Below are 24395 nucleotides of genomic sequence, written 5' to 3' on the forward strand. Positions count from 1 at the left end.
CGGTGCAGGGCCGATGTACAGGCTGATCGAGGATGTGGCCGCGACGTCGCACCACGTGGAGGGCGGAGTTGTCAGCTTTGGCGGATGCGCAGATCAGACCGCTGAAGTTCTACAGCCCCAACGGGTGCGCGGAGAGCCAGCCGGTGTGCCGCGAGCGCAGTTGGTCGCGTTCGGTGTTCGTGGCGAGGATGACGTCGGCGCCGCCGTCGTACGGGTTGTAGATCCGTTGCAGACCGATGTCGGTGATCAGCACCCCCTGGGTGACGGCGTCGGCGACGGCGCGCAGCAGTGTGTCGATGTGGCCGCGTTCCCACGGGATTCGGCTGACGTACACGTGCGTGTAGATCGGATCGTCCGGATCCGGATCTGCACAGGCCGAGGTCCAGTGATGGGCCCCTGGGTGCCACTGCGTCTGTACGTGCGGGCGTTCGGGTGGCACCGGGGTGCGGGAGCAGTCCGATGAGGCGACGTAGACCTCAAGGCCCGCGAACAGTTCGTCGAGGACGGTGTTGTGGCGGTCCAGCACGATCGCCCACTCGTCCTCGGTGTCGGGGTAGCGCTTGGACTCCGGCAAGCTGTGGAAGCGCACCCACCGATTCCGCTCACAGCGCAGTTCGTGGCCGATGGGCGGGCAGTCCGGCCAGAGTTCTTCCCATCGGCGCAGCAGTTCTTCGTCGGGCACCGGGACACGCTGTCCGAGCACCCGGACGAGTCGACGAGTCGTTCACCAAGACGGGGCGCCACCAGAGCCGGAGGAGTTGTAGGCTGTCGAATTGAAGAGTTCTTCAATTCGACAGGTTGTGGTCCGATGAACGAGTTCGTGGACAGCCTGCTCATCCGCGTCGAGCAGGCGGAACAAGCGGTGCGGCGAGCGGTGGAGCAGCAGGACGAGTACGCGGCCGAGGTGCACGGCGCTGATCTCGCCAACCTGCGGCGCCTGGCGGCGGAGCACGGCGTGCCGATCAACTCGCCCGAGGAGGGCTGAGCGGTGCCGGTTCCGCTGTACCAGGCGAAGGCCGAGTTCTTCCGGATGCTCGGGCACCCCGTGCGCATCCGGGTGCTGGAGTTGTTGCAGGACGGCCCGAAGGCGGTGCGTGACCTGCTCGCCGAGATCGAGGTCGAGGCGTCCAACCTGTCCGCGCAGCTCGCCGTGCTGCGCAGGTCCGGCATCGTGACGGCGACCCGCGAGGGTTCGACGGTGGTGTACGCGCTCGCGGGTGCGGACGTGGCGGATCTGATGAAGGCGGCCAGGCGGATCCTCACCGAACTCCTGGTCGGGCAGAACGAGTTGCTCGCGCAGTTGCGCGAGGACTCCGCGTGAGAGCTTTCCTGCCCGTCAAGGCGGACTGGTCGGCCGCGACACCGCGGGATCTCGTCGCGGGGCTGACGGTCGCGGTCGTGGCGTTGCCGCTGGCACTGGGATTCGGCGTGGCGTCGGGCCTCGGCGCCGCCGCGGGACTGGCGACCGCGATAGTGGCAGGCACCTTGGCCGCGATCTTCGGCGGCTCCAGCCTGCAGGTGTCCGGTCCCACCGGCGCGATGACGGTGGTGCTGGTGCCGATCGTCGCGATGTTCGGGCCGGGCGGCGTGCTGACCGTCGGCCTGCTCGCGGGCGTGCTGCTCGTCGCCCTGGCCTTCGCCGGAGCCGGACGCTACATGCGGTACGTGCCGGCTCCGGTGGTCGAGGGCTTCACCCTCGGGATCGCCGCGGTCATCGCGTTGCAACAGATCCCGGCGGCACTCGGTGTACCCACCCCCGCCGGGCACAACGTCGTGGTGAACGCCGTCCGCGCGTTCGGCTCCGGCCCCGCTCTGCCCGCTGTCGCCCTCGCAGGCGGAGTCGTCCTCATCATGCTCGTCGGCGCGCGCTGGAGGCCGGCGATCCCGTTCTCGCTGCTGGCCGTCGCGGCAGGCACGGTGGTGGCGGAGACCCGGTCCCTCCCCGTGCCTCGAATCGGCACGTTGCCCGCGTTGCTACCGGCGCCGTCACTGTCCTTTCTGGACCTGGACGCGCTGTGGTCACTGCTGCCGTCCGCGGTCGCGGTGGCCGCGCTCGCCGCCCTGGAGAGCCTGCTGTCCGCGACGGTCGCCGACGGCATGAGCGTGAACCAGCGCCACGACCCGGACCGCGAGCTCTTCGGCCAGGGCATCGCGAACGTCATCACGCCGATGTTCGGCGGCGTGCCCGCGACCGCGGCCATCGCCAGGACCGCGGTCAACGTCCGGTCCGGTGCGAGCTCACGACTGGCGGCCTTGGTGCACGCCGTGACGCTGGCCGCGATCATGCTGGCGGCGGCGCCGATGGTCGGACGCATCCCGCTGGCCGTGCTGGCCGGGGTCCTGCTCGCTACCGCCGTCCGGATGGTCGAGGTCGGTTCGGTCCGCGTCCTGATGCGCGCGAACCGCTCCGACGCGGTGGTGCTCGCCCTCACCGCGATCGCGACGCTGGCGCTCGACCTGGTCACCGCCGTCATCGTCGGCCTCGTCGTGGCGGGAGCGCTGGCCCTGCGAGCCGTCGCCAGGTCTGCGCGGATCGACGAGGAACCGCTGGAGCCCGGCGACCACACCCCTGGAGGAGCACGCACTGCTCGCCCAGCACATCGTGGCCTACCGCCTGGACGGACCGCTGTTCTTCGCCGCGGCACATCGCTTCCTGCTGGAGCTCACCGAGATCGCGGCGGTCTCCGTGGTGATCCTGCGCATGTCCCGGGTATCCACAATGGACGGCACCGGCGTGCTGGTCCTGCGCGACGCCGTCGAGAGACTGGAGCACAGGGGTGTCACCGTGCTGCTCTCCGGCGTGCGCGACGAGCACCGTCATCAGTTGGAGACCCACGGTGTCCGCACGTTCGCCAGCACACCCGAGGCCATCGAGCACGCACGAAACCACCTGCGCAGCAACGGCACGCTGCCGTGATCGATCCACTCGGCCGCAGAAATCAGGGGCACGTGCCGAGTCCGCCGGTTATGTTCGAGACCGGTCGCGCGCCGCGAGCTTGCGCTGGGTCCGGCGGCCTTGCGCCACCATGAACGGAATCGCGCGCAGTCCGAAGCGCGGGAACGTGTCGGCCAGCCGGGCCAGTGCTCCGCGCCACCTCGGGATGGTGGTGACCGGCTTCGGTTCGTCGAGAACAGCGGCGACGGCGGCGGCGACGCCGGCGGGCTGCAGCAGCGTGCCGGAGAACGACAGCGCGGCAGCAGGATCGTCGACCTTGTCGTGGAGCATCGGCGTCCAGATGCCGTCCGGGCAGACGCACGAGATGTCGATGTCCTGGACACCCGCCTGGCGGAGATCGGCGAGGGTGCTGAGGCTGAAGCCGATGGCCGCGTGCTTGGAGGCGGCGTACACCGCTTCGCCCACGACGGCCGTGATGCCTGCGAGGGACACGATGTTCACGACGTGTCCGCCGCCGTTGCCGCGCATGGCCTGGATCGCGGCGACCGTGCCGTTGATGGTCCCGAGCGCGTTGACCTCGACCATCAGCCTGCGGGTGGCGGCGTCCTGCTCCCACGCGGGCCCGGTCACCAGGACCCCCGCGTTGTTGACCCAGACGTCGAGCCGGCCCGCGCGGGCGACGATGTCGTCGCGGGCCGCTTCCACGGCCGCGTCGTCGCGCACGTCCAACACCCGCGCGATCGCGCCGATCTCGGTGGCCGTCGCGGTCGCGGTCGCTTCGTCGACGTCGGTGACCAGCACCGTGTAGCCGCGTTCGACCAGCATCCGCGCGACCAGTTTGCCCACGCCGCGCCCGGCTCCGGTCACCACCGCGCCTGCTTTCGCCGTCATGGCGGGAGTATCGCGCCCTTCGCGCCGTCGATCGACCCCGGTGCGAGCCGGCGCGTCCTCGCCGTCAGGTGGAGTGCCACGTCACGGCGGTGTCGGGGTTCGCGCGAGTGGTGCGGAAGCCGTTGGCCGGATGCGCTGTGTCGGGGTGTCCGAACGACACTCCGACGACGACGCGCCGGGAGTCCGGGAGCCCGAAGTGGTCGCGGAGGAAGCCGGAGTACCCCGCGAGCGCGGCCTGTGGCGCCGCGGCGAGGCCGAGGCTCTGTGCGGCGAGCAGGAACGAGTTGAGGTAGAGGCCGCAGTCGATCGCGCCGTAGACGCCGAGGTCGGCTTCGGTGGTGATGATCGCGACGTGTGGTGCGTCGAACAGCTCGAAGTTGCGCAGCATCTGCCGGACCGTGCCCTGGTGATCGCCGCGTTCGATGCCGAGGCTGGTGTAGAGCTGCTTGCCGCACTCCCGCCTGCGTTCCTGGTAGACGCCCGTGTACTGCGCGGGAAAGGGGAAGTCCGGCAGGCCTGGATTGTTCTGCAGGTGATCGAGCAGCCGCGTGCGCAGCCTGTCCGTTGCGGCACCTTCGGTGACGATCACGTGCCACGGCTGGGTATTGCACCACGACGGGGTGCGCTGGGCGAGGGCGAGCACCTGCTCGATGGTCTTCCTCGGGACCGGCTCGGGCAGGAACTGGCGGCAGGTCCACCTCTCGGCGAGCAACCTCTGCAGCGTCTCGTGCGGGTCTGGGGGCATGACGACGGCCGCGCTCACGGGAACCTCCAAAGGCGGTCTCTTTTCGAGACCGACGCTAGCACGAGGTGGTCTCGAAAAGAGACCGCGTTCGGTAGGGTCTGTTCATGCGGTACGAACAGCTCGCCGACCTGCCCTGCTCGATCACCCGCCCGCTGGTGGTGCTGGGGGACAGGTGGACGTTGCTGATCTTGAAGGAGGCGTTCGCGGGTGTGCGGCGGTTCAACGCGTTCCAAAGCGGCCTCGGAATCCCGCGCAGCCGCCTGCAGGACCGGCTCGGGCGGCTGGTGGACCACGGGATCCTGGTGCGGCAGCAGGCCGCCGACGGGGACCACGCCGAGTACCGGCTCAGCCGCAAGGGTCACGACCTCTACCCGATCCTGATGGCGATCAGGGACTGGGGCGACGCCCACATGGCGCCTGACGGGCCGCCGGTGCACTACCGGCATCGCGACTGCGCCGGCGAGGCCCGGGTCACCCTGGCGTGCGACTGCTGCGGAGAACGAATGACGGCGCACGACGTTGTGCCCGAGGCCGGTCCTGGCCTTCTGGCGCATGTAGATGCGGTGTACGGGGCTGGCGTGGACGGACCCGAGTCGTAGACGAGATCAAGGCGCGGCCGTGCATGCAGCTCGCCGCGCATCGCCGTCCATCATCCCTTGCCGTCGAACGATTTCGAGAGTCTGCACGACGAACTGCCACGGCCCGACGCCGAGCTGTCACAGTCCCAGCGCACGGCGGAGCCGCACGAAGACCACGTCCGTCCAGTGCGAACTGATCGTGTCGCACGCTCTTGACGACGTCGGGGTGCAGCCGGGCGCCGACGGTCCAGTCGGGGTCGCCCGTTCGCTTCCGGCGCGTGTTGTGGTGGTACGCCGTGATTGCCGCGCGGCTATGCCTCGAACTTCGTCCATTGCCCCTCGGAGACCACCTCGACGGAGCCGTCGACGACCTCGATGGCCGTCTGGTCGTCGATCGCGTAGGAGGGGACGCCGATGCCGGCGGCCCACCGCTTCGCGTCGGCCATGGTGTTCGTGGGGAAGACCTCCAGGTGCGGGAAGATCGAGAAGCCGACGACGCCCAGGGTGCGGTCGTCCGGAGCCGCGGGCCACTCGGCGAACTCCGTGCCGACGCGGGGTGTCATCACCATGCTCCCGGCGCTCACGCCCACCCAGACCTTGCCGGGCAGGGAAGGCAGCAGATCGGCCAGCCCGGACTCCCGCATCCAATGGCACAGGAACGTCGCGTCGCCGCCGTTGACCAGGAGCACGTCCGCCTCGCGGACCCAGGGGACCCATCGCTGGGCGCCGATGCTGGGCAGGGCGGTGAGCTCGAGGACGCCGAGCGACGCCCAGCCCAGGCCGGAGGAGTGCCGCGACAGGGGGTCGGTGGCGGCAAGGAATCCCCGCACCGATGCCGGACTGCTCATCGGGTTCCCCCACTGGGCCGTCGGGACGCAGAGGGCGTGACACTCGGAGATCGGTTTGCCGAGGAGCCGCACGAGCGCCGAGTGGATGCTCGGGTTCGTGACGCCGCCTGACGTGAGCAAGAGCTTCAAAGTCGCCTCCAAAACGGAAGGTGGATGCAGGTGCAGACCACCGACCCGGCCGCTACTCATCGCGAATCGCGACATTGGTCCCCTCGGGCGAACGGCACGGTAACCCGGCCCGCCGCTCCTCGCCCGCGTGCTATCCCAGTCGGGTGGGGGGAGTCGAGTTCCGGCTGCTCGGAACTGTGGGGGCCTGGAGTGGGGACCAGGCCGTCCAGCTCGGGCACGGCCGAAGACGGTGTGTGCTGGCGGCGTTGCTGGTCGACGCGAACCAGGTGGTGTCGGCGGAGCAACTGCTGGAGCGGGCGTGGGGCGACGGCGTGCCGCAGCAGGGGCGCGACACGTTGTACACGTACCTTTCCCGGCTGCGGCACGTGTTCCGCGGACTGGACGTGGAGATCACGCGCAGGTCCGGCGGTTACGTGCTGGCGGTGGACCCGCAGGCCGTGGACCTGCACCGGTTCCACCGGTTGCTGGCGCACGGACGGGCCGAGGGCGGCCTCGCGGCACGCCTGGCGCTGTTCACCGGGCGGTGGCGCTGTGGCGGGGCGAGGCGTTCGCGGGGATGAGCACGCCGTGGCTCGACAACGTGCGCGAGAACCTCGAGAAGGAACGGTTCGGCGTCGAGCTGGACCGGGTGGACCTGCGGCTCGCGCTGGGCCTGCACGGCGAACTGGTGACCGAACTGGCCGCGGCGGTACGGGAGCACCCGTTGGACGAGCGGCTGACCAGTCAGTTCATGCTGGCGCTGTACCGGTCGGGGCGGCAGGCGGAAGCGCTCGCGGTCTACCAGGGGCTGCGCGACCGGCTGGCCGACGCGCTCGGTGTCGACCCGTTGCCCGAAGTGCAACGACTGCACACCGCGTTGCTGCGGCAGGGGCGCGAGGTGGCGTCACCGGTCGAGGTCCAGCCACCGGCACAGGTGCCCGGCGGTGTTCCGCACTTCGGCGGCCGGGCTGAGGCGTTGCGGGAGCTCGGCCGTCCGGTGTCGGTGATCGTGGGCACCGGTGGCGTGGGGAAGTCCGCGCTCGCCGCGCACTGGGCGCACCTGCACAGCGGCGACTTCCCCGACGGGCAGCTGTACGTGAACCTGCGCGGCTACGACGCCGCCGAGCCGATGACCGCTTCCGCCGCGCTGGAAGGGTTCCTGCGCGCGCTGGGGGTGGAGCGGATCCCGCCGGGTGTGGCCGAGCGGTCCGCGCTGTACCGCTCGGCACTGGCCGGGTCGCGGATGGTGGTGGTGCTGGACAACGCGCGGTCGGCCGACCAGGTGCGGCCGCTGCTGCCGGGCCGGGACGGCTGCGTCGTGCTGGTGACGAGCCAGGACGACCTGGCCGGGCTGGTGGTTCGCGACGGCGCGCACCGGATCACGTTGGGGCGCCTGACCGAATCGGAGGCGCTGGAGCTGCTGCGGCAGATGCTCGGCGCGGACCGGGTCGACGCGGAGTTCCCGGCGGCGGTCGAGCTGGCCCGGCGGTGCGCGGGACTGCCGCTCGCGTTGCGCGTCGCCGCGGAACGGCCGGCCGGGCTGGCGGACCTCGTGGCGGAGCTGAACGGCCTGGGTGACCTCGACGCGCTGGACGTGCCCGGCGACCCCGCCTCCTCGGTGCGCAGCGTGTTCTCGTGGTCCTACCGGGCGTTGCCGCTGCCGGCCGCACGGCTGTTCCGCCTGCTGGGGTGGCATCCCGGACCCGATCACAGCGCCGCGGCAGCCGCCGCGCTGGCCGGAGTGGACCTGCCCGCCGCGCGGCGGTTGCTGGACGTGCTCAGAGCCGCGCACCTGATCGAGCAGACCGCGCCGGACCGGTTCGTGATGCACGGCCTGTTGCGGCTGTACGCCCGCCAGCTCGGCGTGTGAGTCGCGGGCGTTGCTGGTTGCGGTGGCCGGTTGCGAGGAGGCATTGGGGATCCACCTCGGCACCGGCCACCGCCTTGGTCACGACGACACCACAACGCTGCCGGCCGAACTCACCCGCGGCTGATCACGTGGAGCGCCGCGGCCGGGTCAGCACGCTTGCAGGCTGCCCCGCGTCGCGCCACTCGGGTTGAGGTCCAGCAAGGAGTCGCTGACCCAGCCCTGCACACCGGTCGTGGTGTCCCGCAGGTACGTCCACGTCCTGTACGTGATGCCGTTCCTGGTGACCGCGTCACCCACGGCGTAGCAGTGGTAGTCGACGTTGTGGGTGAGCTGGCCTTGGCCGTCGGACGTGCACGAGGTGTGCGGGCCGCGGCGGATGTTGACGTTGCTGCCGTCGAAGAGCCGGCCGGTCCGCGAGTCCCGGTTGGTGTGCGAGTGGCCGGTGCACGCCATGATGCCGACGCTGGACTGGTCGGTGTCCGCGGCGCCCGTGGTGACGGGCAGCGGCTTTTCGTCCGCGGCACTCGCCGTTCCCACCAACGCGAGTGATGTCGAGGCCGCGAACAGCACGGCCGCGACAGCTGAGGAAATCTTCACGTTCGTCCCCCCTCAGGGTCGAAGTTGCTTGCGCTGCCGGAGTCTGCGCGATCGACCTTGCCCAAAACCTTGCGCAAAACCTTGAGCGGTGGCCGGTCGGCCGGCTTCAGCCCGCCCGTTTCGACGAACGTTCGACCTGTTCGATTCGTGAAACTGACGCGGGGTTGCCCTGCGGCCCGGTCAACCGATTGGCTTCGGTGAAGTCTTCTGGACGGCACATCAGGAGGAATCCATGCCGGTCTCACGGCGAGCGGTCATCAGCGCGGCCGGTGTTGTCGTCGTCGGCGGCGGTGTGGCGTCGCCGGGAGTCGCGTTCTCCGCGCCGGGCCGGGAAAAGACGGCGCGCAGTGAGGACTTCACCGGCGGGTGGCGTTTCGCGCTGGTCAACACCGACGGTGCGGAGGCGGGGGAGCCCGCTGTGAACGACCGGACGTGGCGTGATGTCACGTTGCCGCACGACTGGAGCATCGGCCTGGATCCCGTCGCCGGGCCGCACACGACGGCCGGCAGCGGGTTCCTGCCCGGCGGGACGGGCTGGTACCGCAAAACCTTCACGTTGCCGAGTTCGCTGGCGGGCAAGCGGGTGTCGATCGAGTTCGACGGCGTCTACATGGACGCGCGGGTCTACTTCGGCGGTCGTGAGGTCGCCTACCACCCTTACGGCTACACGGGTTTCGCCGTGGACCTCACCGGGCTGGCGCACACCGACGGCAAGACGCCGAACGTGATCTCCGTGAGGGCCCGCAACCAGGTGCCGAGCAGCCGCTGGTACTCAGGCAGCGGCATCCACCGCTCGGTGCGTCTGGTGGTCACCGACCCGGTCCACGTCGTCCGGCACGGGGTTTTCGTGACCACGCCTCAATTGGACCGTGAAACGGCCACCGTGCGCGTGGCGGTCACCGCCGTCAGTGAAGCGCGAGCCGAGCGGGCCACCGTCGTCGTGACGATCAGGGATGCGCGTGGGCGGCGGGTCGCCACTCGCAGTGCCCCGGCCGCTTTGGACGGCACACCCCTCACCACGACGCTGGAGCTGCGGGTGCGCGACCCGCGGTTGTGGTCGATGCGCGACCCGTACCTGTACTCCGTGGAGACCCGCCTGGAGGTCGGTGGCCGGACGGTCGACACGACCACCACCCGGTCCGGTCTGCGCTGGTTCTCCTTCCACCCGGCCGACGGCTTCTCGCTCAACGGCGAGCGCGTCAAGCTGCGCGGCGTCAACCTGCACCACGACCTGGGCGCCCTGGGAGCGGCGTTCCACCGCGACGCCGCCGAACGGCAGTTGCGGCTGATGCTGTCCATGGGCGTCAACGCGCTGCGCACCTCGCACAACCCGCCCGCACCCGATGTGGTCGAACTCTGCGACGAACTCGGCATCGTCATGATCGTCGAGGCGTTCGACTGCTGGCGCACACCGAAGAACAAGTACGACTACGGCCGCTTCTTCGACCAGCACAGCGAGTCCGACATCAAGGAAATGGTGCACGCGGCCAAGAACTCGCCGTCGGTCGTGCTGTGGTCGATCGGCAACGAGGTGTGGGACATGGGCACCGAGGCAGGTGTGCGGATCACCGAGCAGCTCATCGCACACGTGCGGTCGGTGGACACCACCCGGCCGGTCACGATGGGCTCCGACCGGTACCGGACGGTGCCGGCGGACGGCTCGGCCAACGACCGCATCCTGCGGCTCCTCGACGGCATGGGGCTCAACTACAACACCGCCGGCGCGGTCGACGCGCTGCACGCGAAGTACCCGGACAAGTTCTTCTACGAGTCGGAGTCGGCCTCGTCGACGATGACCCGCGGCGTCTACGACCGCCCGGACCTGCTGAACACGGGTCAGGACCACACGCCGGGCCGTCGCGGGATGTCCTCCTACGACAACAACCTGGCGTCGTGGACGATGAGCGGCGAGTACGCGCTGAAGAAAGATCGCGACCGGCCCTTCTTCGCCGGTCAGTTCCTGTGGACCGGCATCGACTACCTCGGCGAGCCGACCCCGTTCTGGGACGACTTCCCGGTGAAGTCCTCGTTCTTCGGTGCCGTCGACACGGCGGGCTTCCCCAAGGACCTCTACCACCTGTTCCGCTCCCAGTGGACCACTGAGCCCATGGTGCACCTGCTGCCGGTCGACTGGACGACGCACCGGCCGGGCGCACCGGTCGCCGTCCGGGTCCACAGCAACGTCGACACCGTCGAGCTGTTCCTCGACGGCAGGTCTCTCGGCGTGCGCCGGTTCGACCGCAAGACGACCGTCCACGGCGAGCCGTACCTGGAGACGACCGAACCGACCGGCGACGACCGGACCGTCGCCGGCGGACCGTTCCCCGGCAGCTACACCAGTCCCAACGGCAGCGCGGGCCACCTGTACCTGAGCTGGACGGTGCCGTTCCAGCCCGGCGAACTGGTCGCGATCGCCCGCCGCGGTGCCACCGAGGTCGCCCGCGACTCGGTGCGCACCGCCGGTGCGCCGGTCGCCGTCCTGCTCGACGCCGACCGCGACCGGATCGACGCGGACGGCCGGTCACTGTGCTTCGTCAGCGCCCGCGTGGTCGACGCACGCGGCGTGACCGTGCCCGACGCCGGTCACCTCATCCGGTTCGAAGTCGACGGTGGCCGGCTCGCCGGACTGGACAACGGCAGGCAGGAGAGCGGCGAGAACTACCAGTCCACCGCGCGCACCGCGTTCAACGGGCTCGCGCTCGCCATCGTGCGTGCCAACGGCCGTTCCGGACGGATTCGCGTCCGCGCAGTCTCCGACGGCCTGCGCACCGGCACGGCGACCGTGATCGCCGCGGGCCGCACTTCCCACTACGCAGCCAATTTCCCGGAACCGATCTCGCCGGCGCCCGCTGCGCAGGCCTTTCCCCGCGCGGACGCGAGCTTCTCCGGAACGGCCACCGCCGTTCCCTCGGCGATGCTGGACGGCGATCCCGCCACCGGCTGGTCGACCTACTTCCGGCAGGAGGCCACCGCGCTGCTGCCCGAGATCAGCTCGGCCCACGAGACGGCCTGGGTATCGGTCGACTGGCACGACGAGCGGCGCTGCTCTGGCGTTCGAGCCAGTTTCACCACCGACAGCGCCCATTCCCGTCCCTCGGCGATCACGGTGAGCCGGTGGGACGGCAGCGCTTTCGTCCCGGTTCAGGACATCCGGATCACCTGGACCGACAGGTCCGACGAGCCCACGTTGATCACTTTCGGCCCGGTGACCACGTCCCGGCTCCGGCTCGACCTGACCAGCGCCCACCCACGCACAGCCCGTGGCTTCCTCCGGCTGAGCCGACTGGAGTTCGAGGACTGAACGGTGTTCGCCGTGAGTGGCGAACCTCTTGGCGACAGTTAGACGAGATGTCCGTCGGGCCGCACGAGTCCCTCGTCGGTTCGGACGTGATCCCCGGTGCGCAGCCGTGCGAAAAGCGTGCCGCCGTCCGGTAGCGGCTGGTCACGCACACGCCTGCCGGTGGTGTAGGCGACGTCCAGGCCGGACAGCCGCTCGGCGAGAACCTCGGACATGTCCGGCGCGGACGCGATCAGTTCGCTGACGACCGCTCGCAACGCCTGCCCTTCCGCTGAGTACGCCGTGATCAAAGCGGTCTGCGCCCTGGTGTTCCGGAGCAGGTCCGCGCCCACCGGGTGCCGTTCGGAGTGGTAGGTGTCGAGCAGTGCGTCGTCCGCGCGGCCGGTGACGACGGCGGCGAGTTTCCAGCCGAGGTTGTGCGCGTCCTGGATGCCGGCGTTCATGCCGACTCCGCCGGTCGGGAAGTGCATGTGCGCGGCGTCTCCTGCCAGCAGGACGTGGCCGGACCGGTAGGCGGCGGCCTGCCGGGTGGCGTTGCCGAAGCGCGACAACCACTTCGGGTCGCGCATGCCGAAGTCGGTACCCGCGATCGCCTTGACGGTGGCGCGCAGCTCGTCCAACGTCAGCTCGCCGGGCCACTCAGGGCGGTTGGTGGCCGGGTCGCCGCCGACGATCCGGTGCACGCCACCCGGCAGCGGCACGACCATCAGACCACCGTCGGGGCCTGTGATGCTCGCGAACCCACGCTCGGGCGGTGCGTCGAGGACGACGTCGCCGAGCCAGCCCCACGTCGTGGCGTCGGTGCCGGGGAAGTCGATGCCCGCGGCCTCCCGCACGACGCTGCGCGTGCCGTCGCAGCCGACCACGAAGCGTCCGGCGACGATCTCGCCATCAGCCAGTTCGACTCCTTCAGGAGCCAGGTCCACCACCCGGCAGCCGCGTCTCACCGCCGCGCCCGTGCCGACGGCGCGCTGTTCGAGCAGTTCCTCGGTGCGGGCCTGGGGCAATGCCAGCGTGAACGGGTAGGGCGTGTCCAGCACGGAGAAGTCCATGCGGTCGGGCAGTCCGCCGAAGTGCCCGTTCGGGATGCGGATGCCCTCCGCGAGGAACGGCTCCGCCACTCCGCGGCAGTCGAGGACCTCGATCGTGCGGGGGTGGATCGTGAGCGCCTTGGAGTTCTCGTCCCGCCGCGGCCGCGTTTCCAGCACCACGACCGAGGCCCCTCCGAGCCGCAGCTCTCCTGCCAGCCAGAGCCCGGTGGGCCCCGCTCCCACGATGACGACGTCGTGCACGACTCTCTCCCTTGGTCACTGACCAACGCTTCGCGGTCGAGTAGACTAGGTCAGTGACCAAGAGTCAAGCGGACGTGGTGCGGACCGCGCTGGAGATCCTCGACGAGCGCGGCGCCGAGGCGGTGTCGATGCGCGCCATCGCGCAAAAGCTCGACGTGCGGATGAACACCGTCCTCTGGCACGTCAAGACCAAGGCGCGGCTGGAAGAGCTGATGGCCGACGCGATCGTCGCCGGCGTCTCCCTCGACGGCCTGCCGGAGGACTGGCGCGACCGCGCCGCCGGGATCGCACGCCGCTACCGGCAGGCGCTGCTGGCACACCGCGACGGCGCCGCTGTCGTGGCGGGCACCTACGCCGCGGAACCGGCCACTTTGGACATGGCGGAAGCGCTCGTCGCCGCACTGCTGGACGGCGGACTGTCCACTCGTGACGCCGCGTGGACGTGCTGGAGCGTCATCTACTTCATGCTCGGGCTGGCGCAGGAGGAGCAGGCGCTGCCTCACGGCTCGGGCGAGCTCGCCGTCGGGGGGCGGCCGTCGCTGGAGCGCGTTCTTCCGTTCCTCGCCGAGGAGTCGTTCGACGCGCGGTTCGAGTTCGGGATCGCCAAGCTGCTCGCTCAGTGAGATCAGCGCGGCCTGCAAGGTGCTGGAGTCCGTGCTATACCTCGTATTCAGAGGTATCGGCCTGTTTTGCGGGAGTCCACATGGTGGACTGGCGTAGCGGCCGCCTTTTGCCTGCTCGCCGCCCTGACCAGGCGGCGTAACACGAGCGTAACAAACTGATCGTCTCGTCCCGTCCATGCTGTGGGCTATGAGCAGCAGCCCGCGACCAGCGCGGCGGTTGCGCGCCGACCGGGCGCGCCAAGCCGCGGACGTCATCCGCCAGCAGGTGGTGCGCCGTGCCTTCCCGGACGGCGTGCTGCCCGACGAACGGTTCCTCGCCGCCGAGTTCTCGGTGTCGCGCAACAGCATTCGCGAGGCGCTGGACCTTTTGCGCGAGGAAGGGCTCGTCGAGCGGCTACCCGGTGTCGGCACGGTGGTCGTGGCGCACAAGGTCGAGCACGGGCTGAACCAGTTGATGGGACTCGCGGAAACCCTGCACGAACAAGGGGAAGTCACCAACGACGTGCGGGCGGCGACCGTGATCCGGGCGCCTTCGTCGGTGGCGCAACGACTCCGGCTCCCACTCGACGCCTCGGTGGTGTACGTGGAGCGGTTGCGACGGCTCAACGGGCTGCCGTTGTCGCTGGACCTGACGTACCTCGCGCTGGACGTGGGGGAGCGGGTGCTCGGTGAGGACCTCGTCAACCGCGACATCTTCTCGCTGATCGAGCAGACCTGCGGGCAGCGGCTCGGCACCGCGGCGGTGACGCTGGAGGCGGTGAACGCCGACCTGCACTCCGCGACCGTGCTGGAGGTGCCACGCGGGTCGGCGCTGATGGTCGTGGAACGGCTCAGCCACTTCGCGGACGGCCGGCCGGTCGACCTCGAGTTCATCCGCATGCGCGGCGACCGCCTGACCATGCGCGCGGAGATCTGCCGCTAACAAAACCTCATGATTCCCACCACATCTCCTGGAGTTGAGTCATGGCTCTGGTCAACAACCGTGCCGACGTACCGGTCACGATCAACGAATCCAAGTGCATCGACGGCTGCCGGCTGTGCGTCGACATGTGCCCGCTCGACTCGCTGTCGATCAACCCCGAGACCGGCAAGGCGCACATGCACGTCGACGAGTGCTGGTACTGCGGCCCGTGCGCCGCTCGCTGCCCCACGGGTGCGGTGACCATCAACATGCCCTACCTCCTGCGGTGAAGGGAAAAACGGTGAAGCGCGCAGTTCTCGCGTCCGTCCTCCTGCTCGCCGCCTGCGGCACGGGTGAGGCGGCGTCCGGCGACGAGGTGCCGGTCGTCATCGGGTACCAGTCCAAGACGATCAACACGGTCACCGCGGGCACGTTGCTGCGGGACAAGGGGTTCTTCGAGCAACGGCTCGCCGAGCTCGGCAAGAAGACGGGCAAGACCTACAGGGTGGCGTGGCAGGACTACGACACGGGCGCGCCGATCACCGCCCAGATGATCGCCGGCAAGATCGACATCGGGTCCATGGGCGACTACCCCCTGCTGATCAACGGGTCGCGCACGCAGAAGCAGGGCGACCAGGGCACCCGGATGGTCGCGGTCACCGGGTACAACGCCCGCGGCGCGCTGAACATGGTCGTGGTGCCGCGCGGTTCGCAGGCCAGGACGCTCGCGGACCTGAGCGGGCAGAAGGTGTCCGCGAGCGTGGGCTCTGCCGGGCACGGCACGCTGGTGCGGGCGCTGGGGGACACCCGGGTGACGGTGGAGAACCAGCAGCCGTCGGTCGGTGCCTCGGCGCTGCAGTCGGGCAACGTCGCCGCGCTCGCGCAGTTCGTGGCCTGGCCGGGCCAGCTCGTGTTCGCCGAGCAGGCCGAGCTGCTCTACGACGGCGCGGCGCTGAACCTGCCGACGTTGCACGGCACGGTCGTCCGCAACCCGTTCGCCCGGCAGCAACCCGAGGTGCTGCGGGAGTTCCTGCGGGCACAGCTCGACGCGACGAAGTTCCTGCACGGGCAACCCCTGCAGGCCGCCGAGATCGTCGCGAAGGCGACCGGGCTGCCGGTGGAGGTCGTGTACCTCTACAACGGACCGAACGGCATCGCGACCTTCGACCTGTCGCTCAAGTCCGTGCTGCGCGGGGCCTTGAAGGAGGACGTGCCGTTCCTGAAGTCGATCGGGAACATCGACGAGCTCGACGTGGACCGGTTCATCGACGACAAGCCGCTGCGGGACGTCCTGGAACCGACGGAGGAGCTGACGAACCCGGCCTCGCTGGGCGGTGACCCGAAGACGGCGAGCGAGGTGTGGTTCGACGGAGCCGAACCGGAGCCCGTGGCGTCGCCGACCGCGTTGTTGGAGCTGGTGCGCGACAGTGGGACGAAGCTGCGGGTCGCGTACGTGCCGGATGCGGAAACGGGCACGCGGTGGTTCGCCGAGCACGCGCACTGGGTGCGGTCCGGTGCCGAGTTGCTGCCGTTCACGACGGAGGCGGCCGCGGCGAAGCGCGGTGCGGTGCTGACGTTCCAACAGGCGCTCGACTCGGTGGAGCGGTGATGCGCTGGGCGGTGCGGATCGGGTCGCTGGCCGCCGTCCTGGTGCTGTGGCAGCTGCTGACGGCGTCGGACACGCGGGCCTGGTTGCGGTTCGACCAGCTGCCGACGGTCGTCGAGGTCGTCGAGCGGTTCGCGGTGCAGATCGGTGCGGCCGAGTTCTACCACGACCTGGGCGCGAGCCTCGGGCGGATCATGGCGGGGTTCCTGCTGGCCGCCGTGCTGGGGGTCGCGCTCGGAGTGGTGATCGCGCGGTCGCGCTGGCTGGGCGACCTGCTGCGGCCACCGCTCGAGGTGGTGCGGCCGATCCCGGCGATCGCGCTGGTGCCGATCGCGATCCTGCTGTTCCCGACCGACGAGCAGGGCATCGTGTTCATCACCTTCGTCGCGGCGTTCTTCCCGATCCTGGTGTCCACCCGGCACGCCGTGCGGGCGCTGCCGACGATCTGGGAGGACGCGGTCCGCACGATGGGCGCGAGCACCCCGCAGGTGCTGTTCCGCGTCGTGCTGCCGGGCACGTTGCCCGGTGTGTTCGGCGGCCTGTCGGTGGGCATGGGTGTGGCGTGGATCTGCGTGATCTCCGCCGAGATGATCTCCGGCCAGTTCGGTGTCGGGTACCGCACGTGGCAGGCCTACACCATCGTCGACTACCCCGGCGTGATCGTCGGCATGGTCACGATCGGAGCGCTCGGCTACCTCACGTCCGCCGCGGTGGAACTGCTCGGTCGCCGGGTCACCCGGTGGTTGCCTCGGGAGGCGCTGCGATGAGCCTGCACGTCCGTTCGCTGACCGTCGGCTACGGCCGTGCCACGGTGCTGTCCGACTTCTCGCTCGACGTCGGCTCCGGCGAGTTCGTCGTGGTGGCAGGGCCCTCCGGGTGCGGCAAGTCCACTTTGCTGCGTGCCGTCGCCGGGCTCGTGCCGTTCGCCGGTTCGATCACCGTGGCCGGTCAGGCGGTGCGGGGGTCCTCCCGCGACCGGGCGCTCGTCTTCCAGGACGACGGACTGCTGCCCTGGCGCACGGCGGCGCGCAACGTCGAGCTCCCCCTTGCGTTGCAGGGCGTTCCGCGGGCGCAACGGCGGGCACGAGCGAGGGAGTGGCTCGACCGCGTCGGCCTCGCGGGGTTCGAGGACCACCTGCCGCGCGAGCTGTCCGGCGGTATGCGCCAACGCGTCCAGCTCGCCAGGACGCTCGCGCAACAGCCGTCCGTCGTGCTGATGGACGAGCCGTTCGGCGCTCTGGACGCGCAGACCCGCGCGTCGATGCAGGCCCTGGTGACCGAGGTGCTCTCCGGCACCACCACTCTGTTCGTCACGCACGACGTCGACGAGGCCGTGCTGCTGGGTGACCGCGTGGTCGTCCTCGGCACGGGTGAGGTCGAGCGCCGGCGTGACGCGATCCTCGCGGCGGTGAAGGCATGACCATCGAACTGTCCTGCGACGTCCTGGTGATCGGCGGCGGCACGGCCGGCTCGATGGCCGCGATCACCGCGGCCGAGGCGGGCCGTGACGTGCTGCTGCTGGAAAAGGCGCACGTCCGGCACTCCGGTGCGCTCGCGATGGGCATGGACGGCGTCAACAACGCCGTCATCCCGGGCAAGGCACGGCCGGAGGACTACGTCGCCGAGATCACCCGTGCCAACGACGGGATCGTGAACCAGCGCACCGTCATGCAGACCGCGACCCGCGGCTTCGACATGGTGCAGCGCCTCGAACGCTATGGCGTGAAGTTCGAGAAGGACTCGTTCGGCGAGTACCACGTGCGCCAGGTGCACCGGTCGGGCAGCTACGTCCTGCCGATGCCGGAGGGCAAGGACGTCAAGAAGGTCCTGTACCGCGTGATGCGCGAGCGGCGCCTGCGGGAACGCCTGCGCATCGAGAACCGCGTGATGCCCGTCCGCGTGCTGGTGGAGGACGGGCGTGCCGTCGGCGCGGCGGGCTTCCACACCAGGACCGGCGAGTTCGTCACGGTGTCGGCGGGAGCGGTGGTCCTCGCGACCGGCGCCTCCGGTCGACTCGGCCTGCCCGCGTCGGGTTACCTCTACGGCACGTACGAGAACCCGACTAACGCGGGCGACGGCTACTCGATGGCCTACCACGCGGGCGCCGAGCTCTCCGGCATCGAGTGCTTCCAGATCAACCCGCTGATCAAGGACTACAACGGCCCCGCGTGCGCCTACGTCGGCAACCCGTTCGGCGCCTACCAGGTGAACTCGCTGGGGGAGCGGTTCGTCGACTGCGACTACTGGTCCGGTCAGATGATGGCCGAGGTCGCCGCCGAGATCGCCTCGGCGCGCGGGCCGATCTACCTCAAGACCACGCACCTGCCCGAGGAGTCCATCACCGCCCTGGAAGGCATCCTGCACTCCACCGAACGACCGTCGCGCGGCACGTTCCACAGTGGACGCGGGCACGACTACCGCACGCACGACATCGAGATGCACATCTCGGAGATCGGCTTGTGCGGCGGGCATTCCGCATCAGGTGTGTGGGTGGACGAGAACGGACTGACCACGGTGCCGGGCCTGTACGCGGCGGGCGACCTGGCGTGCGTGCCGCACAACTACATGATCGGCGCCTTCGTGTTCGGCGACCTGGCCGGCGCGCACGCCTCCGCGCACTTCGAACGCCCGGCGGCACTTCCCGCCGGCCAGGTGGCCGAGGCGCACGAGCTGATCTTCCGGCACTCGCGGCAGCCGGACGGCCCGCCGCAGCCGCAGGTCGAGTACAAGCTGCGCCGCTTCGTGAACGACTACGTGGCGCCGCCCAAGAGCGAGACGAAGCTGTCGCTGGCCCTGGAGGCGTTCGCCAGGATGGAGTCCGAGATCGCGGCGATGGGTGCCCGCTCACCGCACGAACTCATGCGCTGCGTCGAGGTCTCGTTCATCCGCGACTGCGCGGAGATGGCGGCCGCGTCGTCACTGATGCGCGACGAGTCGAGGTGGGGGCTCTACCACTCGCGGGTCGACCTGCCCGAACGCGACGACGAACGGTGGTTCCACCACCTCAACCTGCGCAAGAACGCAGACGGTGCCATGGAGTTCATCAAACGCCCGGTGGCGCCCTACCTAGTACCGGTCGACGGTGTACCCCACCGCACCGGCGTGGAGGAGTTCCTCGGCGTCCGGACGGTCAGCGTCGCGTCCGAGGTCGCACAGGTGGCCGACGACGAAGCCGTGGTCGAGTCGGCACGGGTGCTGGAGGTGCTGGCCCTGGCCGACGCGCAGCCGGCACTCGCGGACCTGGAGCCGTACCTCGCCGACCTGGATCCGGTGGTGCGCCGGGCGGCGGTGTCGGCACTGACCGAGGCGGTGCCGGAGGGGTTCGAGTTCGCCCTCGTCCAAGCCATGGCGGACACCGAGACGCGTGCTGTCGCGGCGGCGGGCCTGCGCGAACTGGTCGAGGTCGTGCCGGCGTCGGAGGCGTTGCGGGAGGCGCTGGAACTCTCGCCCGCACGGGCGATCGCGCTGGAGGTGCTGTGGGCGTTGAAACTGGGCACCGCCCCGGTCTACGCGGCCGGCCTCACCGACGACGACCTGGAGGTCCGGCAGGCGGCCGTGCGCGGCCTCGTGGCGTTGCGGGAGGACGGGCTGCTGGCCACCGCGGCGAGCGACCCCTCCCGGGAACTGCGGGTGCAGGTGGCGAAGGGGATCACGGACATCTCCGTCCTCGCCACCCTGACCGGCGACGACGACCCGCTGGTCCGCGCCGCCGCACTCGAGGCCGCCGAACGGGTCGGGCACCCGGCGCCGTTGAACGACCTGGCCGCCGGGCTGCGCGACGATCCCGCGTGGGAGGTCCGCGTCGGAGCCGCGAAGGCGCTCACCGATCCCGAGCTCGTGATCGGACTGGCGGGCGACACCAACCTCGACGTCAGGAAGGCGGCGGTGCGCGCGCTGGCGAGGTGGCTGGAGGACCCGTCAGTGGTCCTCGCGCTCAAGCGGGCGACCGACGACACCGACGCCGACGTGCGCGCCTACGCCAGGAGAGCGCTGGGGTGACCCGCGGGGTCTCTACCGCAGCAGGCGGCGCAGCACCTCCTCGAGGCCGGCGTGCTCGGGACGGCCCGGCGAGACCAGGGCCTGGTACAGCAACCCGTTGAACATCGCGGTGAGCGCCCGTGCGGTGACGCCGTCTACTTTGGACTCGAAGACTTCGGTGAGCATCTCGTCCCACGACGTGCTGGCGGCACGGAGCGCCGGCCGTCGCAGGGCGCCGCCGTACAGCTCGTAGGCGAGCACGCTGGTCTGCCGGTGCTCGCCTGCCAGCAGGACGATGAAGCTCGCGAGCTCGGTGCTCAGATCGGCGTCGCCGGGGAGTGAGAGCGCCCAGTCGCGCAAGCGTGCGACGTTGCGTTCGGCAACGGTGTGCACGGCGGCATCGAGCAGTTCGTCCAGGCTCAGGAAGTGGTAGGTGGTGGAGCCCAGAGGCACGTCGGCGCGTGCGGCGGCGGTGCGGTGGGTCAGCGCCGCGAGGCCGGACTCGGAGATCACCTCGACCGCGGCCTCGATGATCCGCTCTCGGCGGTGGGGGTCGTGCCGCCGTGCCATCTTCTTCGTCCCCTAGCGGTTCGGTGAGCCTTCGCGCAAGAGTCGTTCTCGCCGGAGACCACGATACGGAACGGTCCTGACCGGAGATGTGTACGTCAGTACATTCACCGGCGTGTCCAAGATCCTTGCGTCACGGTGGTTGCTGGTGCGGCTGAGTGCCGTCGCGGCACTGTTCCTGGTGTGGCAGCTGGTCGCGCTGGCCCAGCTCTGGCCGGCCGCCGTGCTGCCGAGTCCCGGCCAGGTGTGGCAGCAACTGCTGTCCACATCGGACTTCACGAACGGTCAAGGCGGCTACGCCGGCTCGACGCTGGCCGAACGGCTGGGCGTCAGCCTGCGGCGGGTCGGCTACGGGTGCTTCTACGGCGTGCTGCTGGGCCTCGTGCTCGGTCTGGCGATGGGGCTGATCCCGGTCGTCCGGGCGGTCACCGAACCCGCCGTGGCGTTCCTGCGCGCCCTTCCGCCGCTCGCCTACCTGAGCCTTCTGGTGATCTGGTTCGGCATCGACGAGGAACCCAAGGTCTACCTGCTCATGATCGCCGCGTTCCCGCCGGTGGCCGTGGCCGCCGCGGCCGCGGTGAGCGGGGTCAACCGGCAGTACGTCGAGGCGGCGCAGGCGTTGGGCGCCAACGCGTTCCACGTCATCCGCGCCGTGATCCTCCCCGCGTCCGGACCGGAGATCCTGACGGGTGTCCGGCTGGCCGTCGGCATCGCCTACAGCTCGGTGGTGGCGGCCGAGACCGTGAACGGCGCGGACGGGATCGGCGGCATGGTGCTCAACGCCCAGCGCTTCAACCAGACCGCGGTGGTCATCCTCGGTCTCTTCGTCATCGGCATCACCGGCCTGGTCATCGACTCGCTGATCGTGGCCGCCCAACGCGCGTTGTCCCCGTGGCGCGGACGCGCCTGAAACCGAGGAGTCGTTCATGCCGATCTCACGCAGGACCCTGCTCGCCCTGCTCGCTTCCGCGCCGGTGCTCGCGTCGTGCGGCGTGGGCGGTTCGTCGGCGACCGGCGGGAAGAAGGTGCGGATCGCGTTCCAGAACTTCGCTGACAGCACGCTGCTGCTGAAGGACCAGAAGACACTGGAGAAGGCGTTACCGGACCACGAGTTCACCTGGACCGCGTTCGACTCCGGTGCGAGCATCAACACCGCCTTCCTGGGAGGTGCGATCGATCTCGCGGTCATCGGCAGCAGCCCTGCCGCCGCCGGCCTCTGCCCGCCGCTGAACATCCCCTACCAGGTGATCGAGCTCCTGAACGTCATCGGTGACAGCGAGGCGCTCGTGGTGCGCAAGGCCACCGGTATCACGAAGATCTCGGAGCTGGCCGGCCGCAAGATCGCCGCACCGTTCAGCTCGACGGCCCACTACAGCCTGCTCGCCGCGCTGGAACTGGGCGGGGTGGACGCGGCCTCGGTCACGCTGGTCGACCTCGAACCGCAGAACATCCAGGCAGCGTGGCAGCGCGGCGACATCGACGGCGCCTACGTCTGGACACCGGTGCTGAGCGTCCTGCAGCAGGACGGCGTGACGCTCACCGACAGCGCGAAACTCGCGGCCGCCGGCAAGCCGACGCTGACGTTCACCGTGGCCCGCAAGGAGTTCGCTGACGCCAGCCCCGACGTGGTCGACAAGTGGCTGGCCGCGACGAACGACGCGATCAAGCTGATCAAGACGGACCCCGCGACGGTCGCGGCCGCGGTCAGCCGGCAGATCGGCATCGGCGAGGCCGATGCGTTGTCCCAGTTGAAGCAGAACATCTACCTCGACCACGACGAGCAACGCGGAGCCGGCTACTTCGGCACCGCGCAGGCGCCGGGGCAGCTGGCGAACCGCCTGCGCGACACGGCGGAGTTCCTGCATGCGCAGAAGAAGGTCGAACAGGTGCCGGATCTGACGACCTTCCAGGCCGCGCTGCGAGCACCGGGAGCCGGGCGTGGCTGACATCGCCGCACTGCGCGGGGTCGAACACGCCTACCCGACGAAGGCGGGCCCGGTGCCGGCGCTCGGGCCGCTGGACCTCGCGGTGGCGCCGGGGGAGTTCCTGGTCGTCGTGGGCCCGTCGGGGTCGGGCAAGAGCACGCTGCTGCGCATGCTGGCCGGGTTCGAACGTCCGTCCACAGGGGACGTGACGCTGCTCGGCCACCCGCCGGTGCCGGGCCGCGAGGTCGGGGTGGTGTTCCAGCAGCCCCGGCTGTTCCCGTGGAGCACCGTCGACGGCAACATCACCACGGCGTTGAAGTGGGCGAAGGTGCCGAAGCCGGAACGGCCGGCGCGGGCGGCGGAACTGCTGTCGCTGGTCGGCCTCGACGGCCTCGGCCCGAGACGCACCTGGGAGATCTCCGGCGGCCAGCAGCAACGCGTCGCCATCGCCCGCGCACTCGCCGCACGTCCCCGGTTGTTGCTGATGGACGAGCCGTTCGCCGCACTGGACGCCCTGACCAGGGAGCGCCTCCAGGAGGACGTGCGCTCACTCGCGGGCGACGGCAGATCGGTAGTGTTCGTGACGCACAGCGTGGACGAGGCGGTGTTCCTCGGCAGTCGCATCATCGTGCTCACCGACCGGCCGGGCCGGATCTCGCTGAGCCTGCCCGTCGACCTGCCCCGCCACGGCCTCCCGGCCGACGAACTGCGCGGATCGCCGCGGTTCGCGGCCCTGCGCGGCGAAGTGAGCGCCGCGGTGCGGGCGACCCTGTCCTCCCGATCCGACCAACTCGCGGAGAAGTCATGACGCTCTCGTTCGAACCCCTGACGGTCGCGATCGGCGCGCAGGTGTCCGGAGTGGACCTGGCGGCGGAGCTCACTCCCGAGGTGGCAGCCGAGATCCGGCAGGCCCTGCTGGAACGCAAGGTGCTCGTGTTCCGCGGCCAGCGGCTGGACCCGTCCGCGCACCGGGCGTTCGCGGCGTCGCTCGGCGAGCTCACGCCGGCCCACCCGGTGGTGCCCGGCCTCGACGAGGACCACCCGGAGATCTACGTGCTGGACAGCGGAGACGGCGGCAAGGCGCCGGAATGGCACACCGACGTCACGTTCACCCGCACCCCGCCGCTGGGTTCCGTCCTGCGAGCCGTGGACCTGCCGCCGACCGGAGGCGACACCTGCTGGACCGACCTGGAGGCCGCCTACCTCTGGTTGTCACCGCCGCTGCGCGAGCTGGCCGACAAGCTCGAAGCGGTCCACGACGGCCGCAAGGACTTCGAGGAACTCCTGCACGTCAGGCAGTCCGGCGAGGGCAACCTGTGGGAGGGCGAGCGGGTCCGGTCGCTCGACCCCGTGACGCACCCGGTCGTGCGCGTGCACCCGGAGACCGGCCGCCGCAGCCTCTTCGTGAACCCCGGCTTCACCACTCACGTCAAGAACGTGTCGGAGATCGAGAGCCGCGCCCTGCTCGACCTGCTCTTCGCCGCCATCGGTCGTCAGGAGTACAGCATCCGGCACCGCTGGGCACCCGGTGACGTCGTGGTGTGGGACAACCGCAGCACCGCGCACCTGGCCGTCGACGACTACGGCGACCAGCACCGCGTCATGCACCGGATCACCGTCCGCGGCGACCAGCCCGTGGGAGTGGCGGCCAGAAGTCCTTCCCGCGGTTGAG

25 protein-coding genes and 1 pseudogene are annotated in these 24395 nt (G+C 70.2%); 19 read left to right on the top strand and 7 right to left on the bottom strand.

Features of this window, described 5'->3' with window-relative positions; genetic code table 11:
* Positions 1-109 precede the first annotated feature (109 nt).
* Positions 110-682: a DUF3885 domain-containing protein gene (locus tag LX88_RS21640; protein WP_258949607.1), complete on the bottom strand. Its 573-nt coding sequence runs from the start codon at positions 680-682 to the stop codon at positions 110-112.
* A gap of 126 nt (positions 683-808) precedes the next feature.
* On the opposite strand from LX88_RS21640, the gene LX88_RS21645 reads away from it, so the two are divergent.
* The 4 genes and pseudogenes from LX88_RS21645 to LX88_RS21660 all read left to right on the top strand — a co-directional run bounded on the left by LX88_RS21645 (position 809) and on the right by LX88_RS21660 (position 2917).
* Positions 809-985 (top strand): hypothetical protein, encoded by a 177-nt coding sequence (locus tag LX88_RS21645; RefSeq protein ID WP_258949608.1) that lies wholly within the window; start codon positions 809-811, stop codon positions 983-985.
* Positions 986-988: 3 nt separating this feature from the next.
* Positions 989-1321: an ArsR/SmtB family transcription factor gene (locus LX88_RS21650; RefSeq protein ID WP_090072848.1), complete on the top strand. Its 333-nt coding sequence runs from the start codon at positions 989-991 to the stop codon at positions 1319-1321.
* 107 nt (positions 1322-1428) lie between these two features.
* Positions 1429-2373: pseudogene (locus LX88_RS21655) on the top strand (SulP family inorganic anion transporter); the annotation flags it as partial.
* Positions 2374-2602: 229 nt separating this feature from the next.
* Positions 2603-2917, top strand: a complete 315-nt coding sequence (locus LX88_RS21660) for an STAS domain-containing protein (RefSeq protein ID WP_258949678.1) — start codon at positions 2603-2605, stop codon at positions 2915-2917.
* A 48-nt stretch (positions 2918-2965) separates the two neighbouring features.
* On the opposite strand, the gene LX88_RS21665 is transcribed toward LX88_RS21660, so the two are convergent.
* The gene (locus tag LX88_RS21665) at positions 2966-3787 is read right to left on the bottom strand and encodes an SDR family oxidoreductase (protein WP_258949609.1); all 822 of its coding nucleotides are present in this window, start codon (positions 3785-3787) and stop codon (positions 2966-2968) included.
* A 64-nt stretch (positions 3788-3851) separates the two neighbouring features.
* Positions 3852-4550, bottom strand: a complete 699-nt coding sequence (locus LX88_RS21670; protein WP_258949610.1) for a nitroreductase — start codon at positions 4548-4550, stop codon at positions 3852-3854.
* Between the two features lie 86 nt (positions 4551-4636).
* Between LX88_RS21670 and LX88_RS21675 the strand changes: the two genes are divergently transcribed.
* Positions 4637-5131: a winged helix-turn-helix transcriptional regulator gene (locus LX88_RS21675; RefSeq protein ID WP_258949611.1), complete on the top strand. Its 495-nt coding sequence runs from the start codon at positions 4637-4639 to the stop codon at positions 5129-5131.
* Between the two features lie 290 nt (positions 5132-5421).
* Here the strand turns inward: LX88_RS21675 and LX88_RS21680 are convergent, their stop codons facing one another.
* Positions 5422-6087, bottom strand: coding sequence for a Type 1 glutamine amidotransferase-like domain-containing protein (locus LX88_RS21680; RefSeq protein WP_258949612.1), 666 nt, complete (start codon positions 6085-6087; stop codon positions 5422-5424).
* Between the two features lie 143 nt (positions 6088-6230).
* Here LX88_RS21680 and LX88_RS21685 point away from each other — a divergent pair, with 143 nt between their 5' ends.
* On the top strand, positions 6231-6647 hold the full coding sequence (locus tag LX88_RS21685; RefSeq protein ID WP_258949613.1) for an AfsR/SARP family transcriptional regulator: 417 nt from the start codon (positions 6231-6233) through the stop codon (positions 6645-6647).
* Positions 6611-7936 carry an AfsR/SARP family transcriptional regulator gene (locus LX88_RS21690; protein ID WP_258949614.1) on the top strand — a complete coding sequence of 442 codons (1326 nt, stop codon included), beginning with the start codon at positions 6611-6613 and terminating at the stop codon, positions 7934-7936. The genes LX88_RS21685 and LX88_RS21690 overlap by 37 nt, the downstream gene beginning before the upstream one ends.
* A gap of 147 nt (positions 7937-8083) precedes the next feature.
* Here the strand turns inward: LX88_RS21690 and LX88_RS21695 are convergent, their stop codons facing one another.
* The gene (locus tag LX88_RS21695) at positions 8084-8533 is read right to left on the bottom strand and encodes a hypothetical protein (RefSeq protein ID WP_258949615.1); all 450 of its coding nucleotides are present in this window, start codon (positions 8531-8533) and stop codon (positions 8084-8086) included.
* A 232-nt stretch (positions 8534-8765) separates the two neighbouring features.
* Between LX88_RS21695 and LX88_RS21700 the strand changes: the two genes are divergently transcribed.
* On the top strand, positions 8766-11834 hold the full coding sequence (locus tag LX88_RS21700) for a glycoside hydrolase family 2 TIM barrel-domain containing protein (protein ID WP_258949616.1): 3069 nt from the start codon (positions 8766-8768) through the stop codon (positions 11832-11834).
* A 38-nt stretch (positions 11835-11872) separates the two neighbouring features.
* Here the strand turns inward: LX88_RS21700 and LX88_RS21705 are convergent, their stop codons facing one another.
* Entirely contained in the window at positions 11873-13123 is a 1251-nt protein-coding gene (locus LX88_RS21705) for an FAD-dependent monooxygenase (protein WP_258949617.1), read from the bottom strand.
* A 53-nt stretch (positions 13124-13176) separates the two neighbouring features.
* Between LX88_RS21705 and LX88_RS21710 the strand changes: the two genes are divergently transcribed.
* From LX88_RS21710 to LX88_RS21740, 7 genes are all read left to right on the top strand, one after another.
* The gene (locus LX88_RS21710; RefSeq protein WP_258949618.1) at positions 13177-13746 is read left to right on the top strand and encodes a TetR/AcrR family transcriptional regulator C-terminal domain-containing protein; all 570 of its coding nucleotides are present in this window, start codon (positions 13177-13179) and stop codon (positions 13744-13746) included.
* A 187-nt stretch (positions 13747-13933) separates the two neighbouring features.
* Positions 13934-14668 carry a GntR family transcriptional regulator gene (locus tag LX88_RS21715; protein WP_258949619.1) on the top strand — a complete coding sequence of 245 codons (735 nt, stop codon included), beginning with the start codon at positions 13934-13936 and terminating at the stop codon, positions 14666-14668.
* A 41-nt stretch (positions 14669-14709) separates the two neighbouring features.
* Positions 14710-14937 carry a 4Fe-4S dicluster domain-containing protein gene (locus LX88_RS21720; RefSeq protein ID WP_191299662.1) on the top strand — a complete coding sequence of 76 codons (228 nt, stop codon included), beginning with the start codon at positions 14710-14712 and terminating at the stop codon, positions 14935-14937.
* A gap of 11 nt (positions 14938-14948) precedes the next feature.
* Entirely contained in the window at positions 14949-16256 is a 1308-nt protein-coding gene (locus tag LX88_RS21725; RefSeq protein ID WP_258949620.1) for an ABC transporter substrate-binding protein, read from the top strand.
* Complete coding sequence (locus LX88_RS21730) at positions 16256-17020, top strand: ABC transporter permease (RefSeq protein ID WP_258949621.1); 765 nt, start codon at positions 16256-16258, stop codon at positions 17018-17020. The genes LX88_RS21725 and LX88_RS21730 overlap by 1 nt, the downstream gene beginning before the upstream one ends.
* Positions 17017-17673, top strand: a complete 657-nt coding sequence (locus LX88_RS21735) for an ABC transporter ATP-binding protein (protein ID WP_258949622.1) — start codon at positions 17017-17019, stop codon at positions 17671-17673. The genes LX88_RS21730 and LX88_RS21735 overlap by 4 nt, the downstream gene beginning before the upstream one ends.
* On the top strand, positions 17670-20252 hold the full coding sequence (locus LX88_RS21740; protein ID WP_307790731.1) for a fumarate reductase/succinate dehydrogenase flavoprotein subunit: 2583 nt from the start codon (positions 17670-17672) through the stop codon (positions 20250-20252). The genes LX88_RS21735 and LX88_RS21740 overlap by 4 nt, the downstream gene beginning before the upstream one ends.
* A 12-nt stretch (positions 20253-20264) precedes the next feature.
* Here the strand turns inward: LX88_RS21740 and LX88_RS21745 are convergent, their stop codons facing one another.
* Positions 20265-20801: a TetR/AcrR family transcriptional regulator gene (locus LX88_RS21745; protein ID WP_258949623.1), complete on the bottom strand. Its 537-nt coding sequence runs from the start codon at positions 20799-20801 to the stop codon at positions 20265-20267.
* A gap of 112 nt (positions 20802-20913) precedes the next feature.
* On the opposite strand from LX88_RS21745, the gene LX88_RS21750 reads away from it, so the two are divergent.
* Genes LX88_RS21750 through LX88_RS21765 form a run of 4 tightly spaced genes read left to right on the top strand, consistent with a single transcriptional unit; the run spans position 20914 to position 24394 of the window.
* The gene (locus LX88_RS21750) at positions 20914-21708 is read left to right on the top strand and encodes an ABC transporter permease (protein WP_258949624.1); all 795 of its coding nucleotides are present in this window, start codon (positions 20914-20916) and stop codon (positions 21706-21708) included.
* Between the two features lie 16 nt (positions 21709-21724).
* Positions 21725-22744, top strand: a complete 1020-nt coding sequence (locus LX88_RS21755) for a taurine ABC transporter substrate-binding protein (protein ID WP_258949625.1) — start codon at positions 21725-21727, stop codon at positions 22742-22744.
* On the top strand, positions 22737-23531 hold the full coding sequence (locus LX88_RS21760; protein WP_258949626.1) for an ABC transporter ATP-binding protein: 795 nt from the start codon (positions 22737-22739) through the stop codon (positions 23529-23531). Before LX88_RS21755 ends, LX88_RS21760 begins: the two co-directional genes overlap by 8 nt.
* Entirely contained in the window at positions 23528-24394 is an 867-nt protein-coding gene (locus LX88_RS21765; RefSeq protein ID WP_258949627.1) for a TauD/TfdA dioxygenase family protein, read from the top strand. Before LX88_RS21760 ends, LX88_RS21765 begins: the two co-directional genes overlap by 4 nt.
* The last annotated feature ends 1 nt before the right edge of the window (position 24395 follow it).

Source organism: Lentzea californiensis (genome assembly GCF_024648825.1).
GTDB lineage: Bacteria > Actinomycetota > Actinomycetes > Mycobacteriales > Pseudonocardiaceae > Lentzea > Lentzea californiensis.

Bases quoted from the DNA above. Each gene is read 5' to 3' on its own strand.
- LX88_RS21715 (WP_258949619.1), top strand. From the start codon at position 13,934: ATGAGCAGCAGCCCGCGACCAGCGCGGCGGTTGCGCGCCGACCGGGCG.
- LX88_RS21645 (WP_258949608.1), top strand. From the start codon at position 809: ATGAACGAGTTCGTGGACAGCCTGCTCATCCGCGTCGAGCAGGCGGAA.
- LX88_RS21665 (WP_258949609.1), bottom strand. From the start codon at position 3,787: ATGACGGCGAAAGCAGGCGCGGTGGTGACCGGAGCCGGGCGCGGCGTG.
- LX88_RS21675 (WP_258949611.1), top strand. From the start codon at position 4,637: ATGCGGTACGAACAGCTCGCCGACCTGCCCTGCTCGATCACCCGCCCG.
- LX88_RS21765 (WP_258949627.1), top strand. From the start codon at position 23,528: ATGACGCTCTCGTTCGAACCCCTGACGGTCGCGATCGGCGCGCAGGTG.
- LX88_RS21700 (WP_258949616.1), top strand. From the start codon at position 8,766: ATGCCGGTCTCACGGCGAGCGGTCATCAGCGCGGCCGGTGTTGTCGTC.
- LX88_RS21735 (WP_258949622.1), top strand. From the start codon at position 17,017: ATGAGCCTGCACGTCCGTTCGCTGACCGTCGGCTACGGCCGTGCCACG.
- LX88_RS21720 (WP_191299662.1), top strand. From the start codon at position 14,710: ATGGCTCTGGTCAACAACCGTGCCGACGTACCGGTCACGATCAACGAA.
- LX88_RS21745 (WP_258949623.1), bottom strand. From the start codon at position 20,801: ATGGCACGGCGGCACGACCCCCACCGCCGAGAGCGGATCATCGAGGCC.
- LX88_RS21730 (WP_258949621.1), top strand. From the start codon at position 16,256: ATGCGCTGGGCGGTGCGGATCGGGTCGCTGGCCGCCGTCCTGGTGCTG.
- LX88_RS21755 (WP_258949625.1), top strand. From the start codon at position 21,725: ATGCCGATCTCACGCAGGACCCTGCTCGCCCTGCTCGCTTCCGCGCCG.
- LX88_RS21740 (WP_307790731.1), top strand. From the start codon at position 17,670: ATGACCATCGAACTGTCCTGCGACGTCCTGGTGATCGGCGGCGGCACG.